Source organism: Bacillus sp. JJ1127, from assembly GCF_036965845.1.
Taxonomy (GTDB): Bacteria; Bacillota; Bacilli; order Bacillales; family Bacillaceae_G; genus Bacillus_A.
Genome location: NZ_JBALQK010000219.1, coordinates 1 through 12,977 on the forward strand (window position 1 = coordinate 1; position 12,977 = coordinate 12,977).

The following is a 12,977-nucleotide window of genomic DNA, read 5'->3' on the forward strand; positions in this document are numbered from 1 at the left end:
TAAGTTGATGGATGTGTGGCGATACCCCTATTAGGGGTCACCATATTAAAAAAAGAAAATTGTACGTTATGTCACACATGTATTTAAAGTGAACCCCCACCTTTCTTCCTTGCTTTTCTTAAATCCTGAGGTGGGGGTTTTACTGCCTGTTAATGCGGAATAAATATGTTATCGGTTTATGCTGTGAAGATTCATAACTTCCATTAAGATATCTGCTATCAATTTTCCGTTTTCAAAAATAATTTGGTTTTTGGTATATGGGTCTATATACTGTCCTAGTCCTTTACTCAGCATAATTTCCAGTTCATTATTATCTAAAATTTGACAAGATAAAATAGTAGGGTGTTTACTAAAAGCTCGATAAAAGTTTAAGGTCTGACTCAAAGAAACAGCTAATGGTCTAAGCATTTCATCATAGTAAGGATTCATATCTTTAGCTAATTTTTCGTTTAAGATAAAATCCATTCCATCATCCTGTATGTCAAATCGAAATAAAAAAATCAATATATCCCTCCTCCCTGATAGCATATAACTATTTTTTACATAGCAATCGTGGATATAGCTTGTTTATAAATTAGTTGTTGCTTTCCATTAACCATCATAAGTACAGTAAAACGATCTACTCCAACAATTCGCCCTGCTATTCTAACCCCACTCTTTAAAAATAGGGTAAAATCCTTTTTATCTATTTTTAGTCGTTCATATTGTTCTTCCTGTAAGTCCTTCATTTATTTCGCCATCCCCTTTACAGAAACAATCATTTCATAATAACAATTTTTATATTCGGATCAAATTATACTGGGGTCTATGACAGCAACCCTCTCACTACTTCATGTAGGTGTTTATATCTTTTAAGGCATTAATTCAGCAAGCGTAATACTCCCTGGTTTCTTATAAAAAAAGAATTGATATACTTTCTTGCATTTTCCTGCTTCCTTGAATAACGTCAGTATAATAACTACTTCGAAACCTTTTCAAAAACTCCCTGCATATTCACACAGGATTTTTAATCAAACTTTATTTTAAGATCTATCTTTTTTATAAAACAACAATCTTTTTGACCATTAGTTTCTTTCCATTTTTCAGGTTTTTCACACTCTGAAATTACTAAAATATTTGCTTTAAGAGGTAATATTTTTTCAATCTTATTCTTAAATCCCATTGCTACATTCCATGTAACTATTTTCATTTACTAGACCTCCTTTTTTAGACAAATAAGAATATACTGTACACCTGATGCAACAGATTTATTACATATTCCATTAAAAAACAGATCATTACAATTAATGACCTGTTCCTCTCACGTATTAACACATGATCTAACTATTCTGGTCTGTTTGTTGGTAAATTAAAAGCTTTAAAAACTTCTAAATGCACTCCAGTAATTTGACCTTCTATAAAATCGATAAATTTATTAATCTCCATATCAGGTGTCTTTGAATTTAGATTGAAATCATAAGATACAATGCCTTTAGCATCTTCAATATCATAGTATGTTAAATTAAATTTCGGATGATTTTCTACTCCTTTAACCAATTCATTAAAAAAGTCTTTAATGAAAAAACCGTACACTTTTGGACCTTCCCTCTCCTCGATCACTTCTACTTTAAGTCTCATATCTTCAATTTTAGTAATATTTATTTGAACCTGCCTCATTAGAGCAGTTTTAGGCTCACCATAATTTACAAGAGCATAAGTAGTATTCATTTCAAGTTTTGTTAAATCCATCCTCATCGCTGCATCTCTGGATAAAAATACTCTCATAATTATATCCCCCCTTATAAGGTATTTCACAAAATAAACACCGGTTATATAGGCCTGTTAAGCGATAGTTGCAAAACAGGCTTTTATATTCTATAGATATACAATCATTTCGTGATTCATTAATAATATTCCTTTTGATACTAACTATTATAGCCAAAATTTATACAACCTATTACCGTATAGCAACCATTTATTAACATAATTTTACCATATTATGTTGTACAACATCAAGCTAACTTCCAGAAAAGTCAAGTTATTCGAAAAGTTAAAAATAAACCATTGCCATACGGTAACCCTTGGTGGTAATATTAAAACAAAGTTACTACATTATTTCACTTTTTTTATGTCTATTAAGGAGAAAAAATGCGAATGAATATAACACCTGAACTAAAGAAATGGCTCTCACAAGAATTGATGATTACTAAAGATGTCGCAGCGCTTCTTGGGGTTTCTAACGCACGAGTTAAAGCCCTGGTTAAGGAAGGGCGTTTAATCCCTATTAAGTCTGAAGAAAAATGTACTATTTTCCTTCGTTCTGAGGTTGTTATATTAAAAGAGGAACTGAGAAAAAAACGATCAAAGTTTATGAAGAAGGATCCAAAAGATAAATAATAAAGATTAGACAAGGAGGCCCAAAAAATGAATAATATCAATAAAAAATTGGTTGATAAAGACGCAAAGAAACTAGGCGCGAAAATACTAGTGTTAAAACTCAAAAGACATAACCAGCTTGTAAAATCACGCGTCTTAATAAAAGTAAAATATTCAAGTTGCATCGAAGTACATTTGCGAGATAATTTACACTCCACAACAAATATTTCTATTTTGGAGAGTATTAATGAGGTACAAGAACAAATTATATCTGCTTTAGGAATTCATGACATTAGATTAAAATTTTTACAAGATTCCCGTTGGTTTTTATATGGTCATGATGGTACGATCCGCGAATTTTGCTATGGAGAACTAGAACCAATTGATTTAGATTCAGGCCACTTAGACCAAGACTTCTTAAAACTCACCTTAGATTCTACTCCTGATATTACTTTTGATGCAAACATGCCTAAAAAACAACAAAAGAACATTGTTAACAAAAAACACTACCAACTTGAGCTGCATCTCATCTAACTAAAAGTACCAAATATATTTTCAATTAATTACAACGATGTTTAAGAAAGTGATGTTTTGAAACCCTTTAAAGACCGCTTTAAAAGGAATACCAGACCGCAATTTCCTATCCAAAATATAAAAACTCTTTCCTCAAAAGAATTAGTGAATAATTTAATGTATGATATCCCATTTAACGAATTAGGGATAAAGATTCTAAACGGAATATACAATGAAGTAGATGTTTCTCTTATTGAATTTCTATTATTAACTGATCTAATCCAATATGAGGATCCTAATGAAGTAATAGCAGATTTACAAATGCATGGTTTCTCTTATATAGAGGGAATTGGTTATATACGTTTTAAAGGTAACTTAGATTGACAAAAAATCCATATTAAAATAACCGAATATGCGTTGAAGGGAAGGATTATTATGATGTTTCAATGTGAAAATTGTGGTAAAGAAAATAATATTTCCAAAATTCATGGAAGATGTGGAAATTGTGATAACAACAACGCAGAAAATTTTGTGATTATAAATAATAATAAAATGTTAAGTGGTATGAGTCTATACGGAGTTAGAGATGTTTTAATATCTGCACTTAATAAAGAGGAAATTTTGCTCATAGACCCTAAAAGCAAATTAATGTGATTCATAAAGTGAATAATATTTTGCATTCATTTGGACATTCAAACAAGGTAATGAATTTTTCAGGGAGAGTAGAGGTTGAATATGAATCAATTATATTTGTCATTAAATGAAGCAGGTTTGATACTTAAGGGGTATACAGAACAGGGAGAGGTTGATTTCATTCTTCTTGAAACCTACGAGAATGGAACAACCCAATCAGTGGATGTAAATACATTTGAAACGCTTTTCGGGGATGTAGAAGGGAATCCGACCTATGAAGCCTTGTCGGGAACTCACACTTTTATATTGGGAGATACGCAATACACTATGACAGCTGAGGAAATGGGTTATCAAAAGTATTTCGACCAATGGAAAGAGCAAGGATTGTTTAAATCTTAATCAACTAACGCATGCGTTAGTTAATTAAGAAAGGACATAACATATTAGTCATATAAAAAATGTTATGTCCTTTAATTTATTTATCTTTTTTAATTTAGGTCTTGATAATATATGCTTCTGATTTCTTTTCATTTACTAAATATAACCTTTTTCTCTCAAACTAACATATCTATGTTCACCAGTTATCACATGATCTAATAATGCAATCCCTAGAATTTTTCCGTACCCTTAGTTTCATTCTTAACAACAGAAGATAATTCCCCAAGTGTTTTTCGTTCTCCATGTAGGAAAATAGCATGACCTTCTGGGCATGATGCGGTACCTTTATAGGGGAAGTAGAATCATTAACGTTGAAAATAACGTTGTTTAATAAAGGATATTAATGACATTGTTTTAAATTGCGTTTGAATATTTGACAAGGTTGATTCGAAATTATTTTGGAAGTCATCAAGTATATTGTTATAGTGATCTTTTTGCTTAGTCATGAATGCGAAATACATGTCAAATATTCGATTTTCACTATCTGTGCAGAAAATAGGAAAATCATTCCTTTTCACTATTAGATTAAAGTATCCATTTTTCACAGTGAAGCCAACTTTTGTATAAAAACCTATTAAATATTCTTCATCAAAGGCTGTATTCAGCTTACCTCTGAAATGGAGTTCATAGCCAGGGTAGCTAAAGTAGGTCCATCTGAATATGGAGTATATCATAGCTGTTCCAACCCCTTTTTCAATAGGTTCTGCATCTAAACTTGTAATGGAAACTTGAGTTGTTTTTTCTGAATGATTTTCTTCAATACGACATGTAGCAGTTCCGACCTTGAAATTATTAAAGTAGTCATGAAATTCTATGTCGAAAGTGATGAAGTTTAACCGTTCTTCAATACGAGTAAATGAGCTTTTTAATTTTTGACCATTTTTAGTCATGATTATTGGGAGTGTAGTTAACATAGTTTAAATTAAGTCCTTTCTACATTATATTTAGTGTTTATTGATGTGATTTAACATGTTTTCTTTCCATTTGCTAAATGGTTCAATTATCCTCATCATGTAATCATCTGATAAAGTACCATTGAGTTCCTTTATTGCAAATTCACCGTTGTCCCCTCTTTGGTTTTTATAAGATAACAATGCTTCTTCCATCATTCGTAATCCTATTTTTAATAATGCTTTATTGCTAGAAAAATTGATTGAAATAAATGGTTTCTTAAATCCTAAACCTTCTAATATTGCCGCGCATTCTATTGCCTCCTCGTCAAAGTCGCGATTAAGGTAATAACCTGGTACATATTCGAACGCTTTTTCTACTAAGGTACGCTCTGCTTCTCTTTCAGTCCCATGTTCACTATAACCTGCGGCCACCATTACCATTCCAGCAACAAATCCATGGTAGGATTCTAAGATAGACTTTTTAGTTTTATTATATTTTTGATTGTTTTGATTTAAATTCACATCATTCCCCCTATTTCCTTAGATATTTTTACTACTGCTCAAATTGTATATAGACAAAGCCGAAATGGTAAAAATACTATATTTCTTGACTACGAGAACGGTAATAAACACTTTCGCATTTGATTTTAATCTTTCTCTCATGTTACTTTCTTTTTTACTCGGTACAATGCAAAGTTGCTTTACGTTTACTTATATTTGGACCTTCACTCCAAATGTTCTCAAAACATTAATTATGTCTTTAGTTTTCAGATGAATCTTCGTATTAGGTTCACATACACCCAATTCAAAAAGTGTGAATAACGTATTATCTGCAACATCTTTAACTATGACTTGTTTAGACCTTAGATAGTTTTGAAAATGTTGTAGCTGATTTAATGTAAGAATGATAGGTACTTTTGAGACATTTGATTTTTCATCAACGAAGTATATTTTTAAAATCATGTCCCCAGCACCCATCTCCTCAATTATTCGAAAATCATCTTTAGTTTTATCCTTTTTTTCTTTTTCAAGATTTTCAAATACTCTTTCTAAATGATTTAAAAGAATACTCGTTTCCTTAGAAACAACTTTCATAAAAATTCTCCTCTCTATTTTTAAAAATTTGCAATCTAACTACCAGAATTTGCTTATCCTTATAATGGATAAAATTAGTTACTACCACCTTATTCACTTTTTCTAAGTCCATTCCCAAAACGCAAAAAAGCCTTTCAGGATTACTTCGTTATTAGACATGCGAACTAAATGTACGCAATGCGTTAATAATGAGTAAACCCGAAAGGCTTAGATTAGTTATGGATTAGAAAAATATAAAAATGATATGTTACCATTATATAGTAAATGGAATTTTCAAACAATATTTTTCGATAGATTCATTTAATCATAAGGTATCATTTTCATATTTTCTTTAATGGTCGACTTAACAATTAGATCTTGACCTACTATTAAACATGGATACTTTAATGAATTATTCTTCATGTATATATGATTCTTGTTTTTTAATATGATTTTTGCATTATAAACAGAATCTTCTATACATTCCGCTTCTTCATTACGATTATTAAAAGTATCACTTGCATGATCCGTAATAATTATTTTTCTTTTTTTGTTAAAGGTAATCACGCGCCTTTCTTTCAATTTCCTCAACCAATTTAATTGAAAGGTCATAATTAAAATTATCTATAACCTTACCCCTGGCCATTACAAACGGTACAAATCCCTGTTCCTTAATTAAATTTTCAATTTTCTTCTCAGCATCCTTTGAAATAATACCAACTTTTTTTGCAATTCTATCTTTAATCTCTTGTATATCCGTTTGATCGTGTGTTTCTTCAAAGTATTTTCGTTCTAATTTTAAATGCAAGGTTGAGAATGACAGACTGTCCTGGGTAACATCTATTATTCTGACGTCTTCAATTATATCTCCAATTCGCAAAAAATCCTCAATACGTTTAACAAACATGTTTTGCAACTTTGTAATATGCAATAAACCTTTACCCTTGTTTTCATCCTGAATCTGTACAAAAACACCATATTTCACTACATTTTCTACCTTTACTGTAACTATTGTATTTTTCTTATACAACCCATTATAAGGTTTCGGCAACATAGTTGTTTCTTCTATATACTTAGCAATATTCTCATCTAGCGTACACTCATTTGACACATATCCTCACTCCTTTATTGGACCTATAGATACATATTTGTTATAATTTTCCCCTTCCCTTATTTTTTATCCTTTTAAAGGATACTTACTAAATTAATAATGGGTAACTGTTACCAATTGTGTAAATTCCTCTTCTCCATATACCAAGATTTTAAAGTAATGATCCTACTGTAAGCAACGCAACTGCTATTAATAATAAACTGTTTAAAGTTTTTGAAAATAAATCCACAAAGCCTTTTATAAGTAACAGATCTAAGCCCATTAAAATAATTACAGAAATATTTAATTTATATTTATATCTTACTAATAACTTTTGACATCGATTTAAATCATTCATTTCATACATCTCTATTTTCTTTAGAAAACTACAAATGACTGTTACCTACTTTATCTTTTAACCACAAAAAGCTGCTTCAGCATATATACCTGAAGCAGCTCTTGTTATCTCAAAAATGGTAATGGTGCTTGCTGAATTCCGTTTTGAGTTGAGATATAAAATGATTTTGCGAATCCCTCATTGTGAATACATTCATCTATTACTAGCATTATAGGAATCTTTCGTAAGTCTAACATGAGCTCCTTTCTAACTTGTTCTGCTAAAGCAAGATTAGATATGGATAAAATAAAAATACCTGGTAAACTCTTCGTGTTTTCGAAGTTCAATAAATTATTTGGGCCATTTTCAATTTGATCTTCCCAAATTTTCAATCGTGATTTTAAATGTTGCGCATATCGTTGGCCTTGTTGTACCCTCTCAAATATGAAATTTTGATTCCCAATTGGGGTTTTAATTTCTCCAACAGCAATTGGATTATGCCCATTACCAGTACCTTTTAGCTTTGGATACCAACACCAGTTTTTTAACAACTGCTGCTCTATTGCAAACTCATATTTTATTTGATTCATAGTAACAAATCTTTGTACCCCTGCTACACCGAGTTTTAACCACTGCTCTGGCTTTAAAGAATAGTTTGTATTACGACTATGATAAGCCCACATCATCAAATGACCAGCAGTATTAAGAGTAATTGGAGCAGATGTTTTGGGTTGATCCGGGAACAGCCCAGATTTTATTTCCCATCGGCTAACGAATCCATACAGTACCAGTTTTTTCAACGATTCTGAGACCTGGGACCTACTAATTTTAGATTCCACAAAATTTTTAATTTGAGCTTCAGTAATCGCTAATGAATCCCAAATAAGTTTTAATATTAAGTTGTCTTTTTCGTTTATAAATCCTGAATTAATTCTGTCATAAATACTACGTAAATCTGTGAGTGGTTTAAATTTATCTGGAAGAATTGGCCCCCCCTGTAAAGAGGGGTCATCCCAAAGTGATAACGTTTCGTCCCTATTAAGCCAATATTGAACCGCCTTTCCATTCTCTTGTACGGAAACTTGCGGCGCACTCATTAGTTATATAAAAACGCCGTTGGGTCGTTAACTTTTTTACGTCCAAAAGGAAACTTAAAGATAACCCCCGACCCTCTCTCTTTTTCCACATCAACACTTACAATTCTCATGCTTACTACATCATCCAATACTGGCTGTTCAATTGTTTTAGGGACAATTCCTTTAATAGTGCAGCCTTGGTCTAATTCAACAAAAACGCCAAAACGCGGGTCAACATTTACAACCCTTCCTACAATCGTGTCACCTTCTGCTAATTCAGCTAATAACTGATAAGGATTTTCCACGGCCGCTTTTCTAGAAACATGGATTAACCGTTGTTCTGGATTAAATTGTAGAACCTTAACAGGGATACGTTCACCAATTGGTGCATAACGATCAACAGCATTTTTATAGACTCTTCCATAGTTTAGTTCATGCAATTTCATGAAGCATTCTGCACCATTAATGCGTAAGAATATAGTAGGAACTTGGGCATTCATGTTATATCCAGTTACCTCTGCTTCATAAGTGGGCTCTTGAAGTCTTTCTTCTTGCTCCAACTCTATTAACTCACGAATTAATGAATCTGCAGACCTCCGGCTAGCTTCTTTTACTGAAACCTGAACTTTATTTACATCCAGTTCATCAGACATTTGTGTAATTACTACATTAAAAATATTACCTGTGAATTGTGTAATACTTCTAAAAGAATAATCAGAGAAGTCCTCCTTTTTACAAATACCTATAATTTTTCCGTTTTCAAGGGCGAACTCAGCATATTCAGTTTCTGGATCATCTTTATCATGACGTTTAACAGTTCGAAGTACTGCTTGAATTGGCTCTTTATATCTACGTAATGCCTGTAGTTTTTCATAAGTTTTTGAATCCATAAAAATATCTCCTCTCCCTCGCTCAATATTTCAAAAAAATTCAAAAAATAACATTTCTACTTTAAGTATGATTACTTTATTTTCAAAAACTAAGGATTTTGAGGATATTTCGTAAAAAAATAAAAGAATCAGAATAATAGACGTACTCACCTTCTTCATAAAAAGAAATGTTAAACTAGATATATAATCATTCAAATTCTTATAAAGCAACGATGTTCTAAGAATGAAAATTAGATATTTGTTGCTATGCATAGTTATGGAGGGATATATATGCGTAAATTACTGAATGGAAAAAGAGTATTAGAAAAAGAAACAGATGAAGGTTCACTTTATTTTGTATTGGCTGAAGAAGTGTTTCAAAAATATGTAGGGCTATGGGGCTATTTAATTCGGCATGGAGAGTTTGATCAGCCCTCGAAATGGATAAATACTTGTAAAATGAATCCTTTTGATTCTTATGTTTTATTAGGTGAATTTAACCCTCAAGAATACGAATATATGATCTATGAAGAATCTGGTGTTTCTAGAGAGCTAAATCGAATATTAGCCTCTTACGGAATGGATATAGATAATAGTTTTGAAGAATTTTTAAAATTAGAGGAGCTTCCTGCAGCTGCTGTTAAAGAAGTAAAGGATTGTTTAGTTGCAAAAGAATGTATGAACGTCTATCCAGAGGATTTTCCAGTTTTAGATGGATACGAATATACTTTTGAAGGAGAAACGAAAAAATTTCTTGTTGAAAACGATGAACATTATGATGATTGTACTCTGTACGATCAAACTGATTATTTTTTCCGCTTTTATATTGTTGAAACGTACCGTAAAACAGTTAAGGAGCAATTAACATACTTATTTAAAACACATTACGATGAATGGTACCAATTTTTTGCTATAGACACTAGTAATAAATGTTGGGTATTTAAAGAAGTTTATCAAGATGAGTTAGACTCCTTACCAATTTCGTCATATGAACTTATAGAAACTGAGAAAAGAGATATTCCAAAAGAAGAAGTTATTCCTGAAATAGATTTGAAGAAAATACTTGATCCAAATACTGAATATGACTTCTATTACTCTGATAAAATGTTTGCATTAGGTTTCTTATCTAGTGGGGGACGAATTAATGTAGTAAACATTGGGGGAGAATTGAAAAGGTATAGTGAAATGGTTTTTAAGGGAGAAAAGCCAATGTCAAACTGGGATGATTTGATATTTGTGGGTACAGCTCCCCAAAAAGAAATAAAAGAGGAAGCCTTAACAGAGAAAGAAATGATGCAATTTGCCGTATATATGAGAGAGAAAAGGGAAAAATCATTATTACATTAGGAAATTGTATTATACTAGGCAACGTCGATTTAATACATACTCTTATACATAAAGATTTATATCTGTGCAGTATCCAACAAAACAGGAAAAAGGCTCTCTTATAATTGGGCTAAATAGACTAAACTAATAGGAGGGCCTTTTTCTGATACCCCTGTATAACTATACTTACTATATAGGTACGATTTAACTAATTACGGCATACGATCTTTTAAATCCGCTAAAGGTATTACCTTATCAACAAGCCATAAATTCTTATTTCCATCATAGATAAGGTTTATTTGCATTAATGACATATTATCAGATGAAACACCATTAACTGTAATTTTACTTTTTACCTTTGCTAGAACATTGGCTTTAGTTGTATCTAAAAAGGCATAATATAATTCGCCTCCAGTGTATTCTGACTTAAATGAAACTTTTTTCTTTTCTTTTTCATCTACAGTCTCAGGTGCAGATTGCGTCGGTCCACCTGGTGGAGTTAGTTCTTTCTTAGCATTTGGTGTTATATATGCTTCAATATTAGCAAGGTAGGATTCACCTTTACCAGTATCATAAGTACGGAATGCTTTAAGGAACCGTTCGGCAGCTTCCTTCACTTGTTGTTGATTATTACTCTTTAAAGCTTGTAATTCTTTTTTTGTATCATTGTATTGCGACTCCACTTTTTCCACTTTTTTTGTTAATTTTAACTTATCATTTTTAAGTTTTTCATTATCAGATTGATATTTTAATAAAAATCCTACGCTACCTATTAACAAGATTGCTATTATAATAGTGATTTTCTTCATAATTTGCCTCCTTTTTTGCAGTCTCAAAGGTTGCTATTTGTTAATTTCATTCATTACTATCTAACCACGCGACCATAACCCGCAAAATGCTGTTGAAAATATGGTTTACTTAAATCAGCATATCCAATTGGATCTCCAGCATGATACATTTTATTATCTCCTACATAAATGCCGACATGTGTAATGTAGTTACTTGTAGCATATGTGCTATGGAAAAATACTAAATCTCCAGGCTTTGGGTCATTTACACGTTGAGTTTTATCCCATTGGGTTTGTGCTGTACCAAATAAATTAATTCCTACACGCGAGTACGTATATTCCACAATACCACTACAATCAAATGATGTATTCGGAGTACGTCCACCAAATACATATGGCCATCCTTGATACTTTAATGCTTCTGCCATGATTGCCTGGAAGACATCATCGCCTAAAACGCTACCACCTGCAATTCCACCAGCACCACCCGAATTCTGACCAGGTTGATAATATTGCATTACATGTGGAACATAGTCTGGGTCACCGTAGCACCAATTATTAGCTACCGCTTCGGCACTTCGCCAAGACCCACATTTATATCCATTTTTAGCCGATTGTTCAGCTGAGAATGCTTGAGCATTTTCATGGGTATATCCACCTTTCGCAAGTGCATATTTAGCATAACCTGTTCCATAGTTATAACATTGTAAAGTAACATTTGTATCCCCATTCGATTTTTGATAACAATCAGCAAAGTGCATCAGACCATATTTAATACTTTCCTCTGGATCAGTAAAATACCCTGGGGGATACCCCTGTGATTCTGAACTTTGCATGACATCTAATTGAGTCCCCGAGCTCTCCTGTTGAATTAGAGCAAGTATCAGGAAAGTCATTGCTTCAATACCATGCTGCGCCGCATATTTTCTAACTAATGGCTCCCATCTCATCACTTCAGGACTTACACTTGCTGTACCTGGTGCAAAAGGACCGCCAATTCCTCCTGGACTACTTTCATCCTCCCCTGCAGAAGTTAAAAGAAAAACAATTGCGATTATACCTAAAACAGCGGCCGAAAAGATACCGACCGCTATTAATATTGGCTTTGCAAATGCAACTGTAGCTGCCTTTTGAGCTACTTTAACTGCCACTTTCTTCCCTACCTGTGCGACCGCTTTACCTGCTACTTTCGTACCTTTACCAGCTGCTTTCTCTAAAGAATTGCCTGCCTTTTTCAAGGCAGGCTTAGCTTTCTTTAGTTCAGCCTCAGGATGATGCTCATGGTCAAAGTCGCGATTTGGTTCCGCACCCAATGTATAAACCCTCCTTCACGAGCTGAATTATTTTGGTTTGATTGTTTCTTTTGATTTAATATTTTTTAAAGTTGCTTGTTGTGATTGTGCTTTGGCTGAAACTTTCTTAATATCTGCTCCTTCTTTTACATGTTGTTGTGTTTTTACTGTTGAAGTATTATTACTTTGATGTTGATTAACTGGTTTTACTTCTACTTGTTTTGTTGGTGAGCTTACATGTGAAGCAGTAATCGGATTGCTCTCAATTGGTTTTGATTGAACTGGTGTTGATT

19 protein-coding genes and 2 pseudogenes are annotated in these 12,977 nt (G+C 32.5%); 6 read left to right on the forward strand and 15 right to left on the reverse strand.

Going from position 1 to position 12,977, the window contains the following annotated elements:
- Window positions 1-168 precede the first annotated feature (168 nt).
- From V7183_RS19740 to V7183_RS19755, 4 genes and pseudogenes are all read right to left on the reverse strand, one after another.
- Complete coding sequence (locus V7183_RS19740; RefSeq protein ID WP_335360565.1) at window positions 169-504, reverse strand: hypothetical protein; 336 nt, start codon at window positions 502-504, stop codon at window positions 169-171.
- 35 nt (window positions 505-539) lie between these two features.
- Window positions 540-728: an RNA chaperone Hfq gene (hfq, locus tag V7183_RS19745; RefSeq protein WP_335360566.1), complete on the reverse strand. Its 189-nt coding sequence runs from the start codon at window positions 726-728 to the stop codon at window positions 540-542.
- Between the two features lie 326 nt (window positions 729-1,054).
- Window positions 1,055-1,189 (reverse strand): annotated as a pseudogene (locus tag V7183_RS19750) (endonuclease/exonuclease/phosphatase family protein); the annotation flags it as partial.
- 134 nt (window positions 1,190-1,323) lie between these two features.
- Window positions 1,324-1,764, reverse strand: coding sequence for a hypothetical protein (locus tag V7183_RS19755; RefSeq protein ID WP_335360567.1), 441 nt, complete (start codon window positions 1,762-1,764; stop codon window positions 1,324-1,326).
- A 369-nt stretch (window positions 1,765-2,133) separates the two neighbouring features.
- On the opposite strand from V7183_RS19755, the gene V7183_RS19760 reads away from it, so the two are divergent.
- The 5 genes from V7183_RS19760 to V7183_RS19780 all read left to right on the forward strand — a co-directional run bounded on the left by V7183_RS19760 (window position 2,134) and on the right by V7183_RS19780 (window position 3,900).
- Window positions 2,134-2,376 carry a helix-turn-helix transcriptional regulator gene (locus V7183_RS19760; RefSeq protein WP_335360568.1) on the forward strand — a complete coding sequence of 81 codons (243 nt, stop codon included), beginning with the start codon at window positions 2,134-2,136 and terminating at the stop codon, window positions 2,374-2,376.
- A gap of 27 nt (window positions 2,377-2,403) precedes the next feature.
- Entirely contained in the window at window positions 2,404-2,889 is a 486-nt protein-coding gene (locus V7183_RS19765; RefSeq protein WP_335360569.1) for a hypothetical protein, read from the forward strand.
- A gap of 156 nt (window positions 2,890-3,045) precedes the next feature.
- Entirely contained in the window at window positions 3,046-3,252 is a 207-nt protein-coding gene (locus V7183_RS19770) for a hypothetical protein (protein WP_335360570.1), read from the forward strand.
- Window positions 3,253-3,306: 54 nt separating this feature from the next.
- Window positions 3,307-3,522: a hypothetical protein gene (locus V7183_RS19775; RefSeq protein WP_335360571.1), complete on the forward strand. Its 216-nt coding sequence runs from the start codon at window positions 3,307-3,309 to the stop codon at window positions 3,520-3,522.
- A gap of 81 nt (window positions 3,523-3,603) precedes the next feature.
- Window positions 3,604-3,900 (forward strand): hypothetical protein, encoded by a 297-nt coding sequence (locus V7183_RS19780; RefSeq protein WP_335360588.1) that lies wholly within the window; start codon window positions 3,604-3,606, stop codon window positions 3,898-3,900.
- A 135-nt stretch (window positions 3,901-4,035) separates the two neighbouring features.
- Here the strand turns inward: V7183_RS19780 and V7183_RS19785 are convergent, their stop codons facing one another.
- From V7183_RS19785 to V7183_RS19820, 8 genes are all read right to left on the reverse strand, one after another.
- On the reverse strand, window positions 4,036-4,116 hold the full coding sequence (locus V7183_RS19785; RefSeq protein ID WP_335360589.1) for a JAB domain-containing protein: 81 nt from the start codon (window positions 4,114-4,116) through the stop codon (window positions 4,036-4,038).
- Between the two features lie 128 nt (window positions 4,117-4,244).
- A complete protein-coding gene (locus tag V7183_RS19790) occupies window positions 4,245-4,853 on the reverse strand; it encodes a GNAT family N-acetyltransferase (RefSeq protein WP_335360572.1) in 609 nt (202 codons plus the stop codon).
- Window positions 4,854-4,883: 30 nt separating this feature from the next.
- A complete protein-coding gene (locus V7183_RS19795; RefSeq protein WP_335360573.1) occupies window positions 4,884-5,354 on the reverse strand; it encodes a hypothetical protein in 471 nt (156 codons plus the stop codon).
- Window positions 5,355-5,543: 189 nt separating this feature from the next.
- Window positions 5,544-5,927 carry a hypothetical protein gene (locus tag V7183_RS19800; RefSeq protein WP_335360574.1) on the reverse strand — a complete coding sequence of 128 codons (384 nt, stop codon included), beginning with the start codon at window positions 5,925-5,927 and terminating at the stop codon, window positions 5,544-5,546.
- Window positions 5,928-6,459: 532 nt separating this feature from the next.
- Entirely contained in the window at window positions 6,460-7,017 is a 558-nt protein-coding gene (locus tag V7183_RS19805) for a S1 RNA-binding domain-containing protein (protein ID WP_335360575.1), read from the reverse strand.
- A 151-nt stretch (window positions 7,018-7,168) separates the two neighbouring features.
- On the reverse strand, window positions 7,169-7,354 hold the full coding sequence (locus tag V7183_RS19810) for a hypothetical protein (RefSeq protein WP_335360576.1): 186 nt from the start codon (window positions 7,352-7,354) through the stop codon (window positions 7,169-7,171).
- 104 nt (window positions 7,355-7,458) lie between these two features.
- Window positions 7,459-8,430 carry a hypothetical protein gene (locus tag V7183_RS19815; RefSeq protein WP_335360577.1) on the reverse strand — a complete coding sequence of 324 codons (972 nt, stop codon included), beginning with the start codon at window positions 8,428-8,430 and terminating at the stop codon, window positions 7,459-7,461.
- Window positions 8,430-9,299, reverse strand: a complete 870-nt coding sequence (locus V7183_RS19820; RefSeq protein ID WP_335360578.1) for an RNA-binding protein — start codon at window positions 9,297-9,299, stop codon at window positions 8,430-8,432. The genes V7183_RS19815 and V7183_RS19820 overlap by 1 nt, the downstream gene beginning before the upstream one ends.
- A 270-nt stretch (window positions 9,300-9,569) precedes the next feature.
- On the opposite strand from V7183_RS19820, the gene V7183_RS19825 reads away from it, so the two are divergent.
- Window positions 9,570-10,625 carry a hypothetical protein gene (locus V7183_RS19825; protein ID WP_335360579.1) on the forward strand — a complete coding sequence of 352 codons (1,056 nt, stop codon included), beginning with the start codon at window positions 9,570-9,572 and terminating at the stop codon, window positions 10,623-10,625.
- A gap of 191 nt (window positions 10,626-10,816) precedes the next feature.
- On the opposite strand, the gene V7183_RS19830 is transcribed toward V7183_RS19825, so the two are convergent.
- From V7183_RS19830 to V7183_RS19840, 3 genes and pseudogenes are all read right to left on the reverse strand, one after another.
- Window positions 10,817-11,413, reverse strand: coding sequence for a hypothetical protein (locus V7183_RS19830; protein WP_335360580.1), 597 nt, complete (start codon window positions 11,411-11,413; stop codon window positions 10,817-10,819).
- 56 nt (window positions 11,414-11,469) lie between these two features.
- Window positions 11,470-12,705, reverse strand: coding sequence for a bifunctional lytic transglycosylase/C40 family peptidase (locus V7183_RS19835; RefSeq protein WP_335360581.1), 1,236 nt, complete (start codon window positions 12,703-12,705; stop codon window positions 11,470-11,472).
- Window positions 12,706-12,732: 27 nt separating this feature from the next.
- Window positions 12,733-12,977: pseudogene (locus tag V7183_RS19840) on the reverse strand (hypothetical protein); the annotation flags it as partial.

What these genes read in the sequence shown, in the direction of transcription:
- V7183_RS19775 (WP_335360571.1), top strand. Translation starts at nt 3,307, where the DNA reads ATGTTTCAATGTGAAAATTGTGGTAAAGAAAATAATATTTCCAAAATT.
- V7183_RS19830 (WP_335360580.1), bottom strand. Translation starts at nt 11,413, where the DNA reads ATGAAGAAAATCACTATTATAATAGCAATCTTGTTAATAGGTAGCGTA.
- V7183_RS19760 (WP_335360568.1), top strand. Translation starts at nt 2,134, where the DNA reads ATGAATATAACACCTGAACTAAAGAAATGGCTCTCACAAGAATTGATG.
- V7183_RS19810 (WP_335360576.1), bottom strand. Translation starts at nt 7,354, where the DNA reads ATGAATGATTTAAATCGATGTCAAAAGTTATTAGTAAGATATAAATAT.
- hfq (WP_335360566.1), bottom strand. Translation starts at nt 728, where the DNA reads ATGAAGGACTTACAGGAAGAACAATATGAACGACTAAAAATAGATAAA.
- V7183_RS19825 (WP_335360579.1), top strand. Translation starts at nt 9,570, where the DNA reads ATGCGTAAATTACTGAATGGAAAAAGAGTATTAGAAAAAGAAACAGAT.
- V7183_RS19765 (WP_335360569.1), top strand. Translation starts at nt 2,404, where the DNA reads ATGAATAATATCAATAAAAAATTGGTTGATAAAGACGCAAAGAAACTA.
- V7183_RS19815 (WP_335360577.1), bottom strand. Translation starts at nt 8,430, where the DNA reads ATGAGTGCGCCGCAAGTTTCCGTACAAGAGAATGGAAAGGCGGTTCAA.
- V7183_RS19790 (WP_335360572.1), bottom strand. Translation starts at nt 4,853, where the DNA reads ATGTTAACTACACTCCCAATAATCATGACTAAAAATGGTCAAAAATTA.
- V7183_RS19820 (WP_335360578.1), bottom strand. Translation starts at nt 9,299, where the DNA reads ATGGATTCAAAAACTTATGAAAAACTACAGGCATTACGTAGATATAAA.
- V7183_RS19755 (WP_335360567.1), bottom strand. Translation starts at nt 1,764, where the DNA reads ATGAGAGTATTTTTATCCAGAGATGCAGCGATGAGGATGGATTTAACA.
- V7183_RS19770 (WP_335360570.1), top strand. Translation starts at nt 3,046, where the DNA reads ATGTATGATATCCCATTTAACGAATTAGGGATAAAGATTCTAAACGGA.
- V7183_RS19780 (WP_335360588.1), top strand. Translation starts at nt 3,604, where the DNA reads ATGAATCAATTATATTTGTCATTAAATGAAGCAGGTTTGATACTTAAG.
- V7183_RS19800 (WP_335360574.1), bottom strand. Translation starts at nt 5,927, where the DNA reads ATGAAAGTTGTTTCTAAGGAAACGAGTATTCTTTTAAATCATTTAGAA.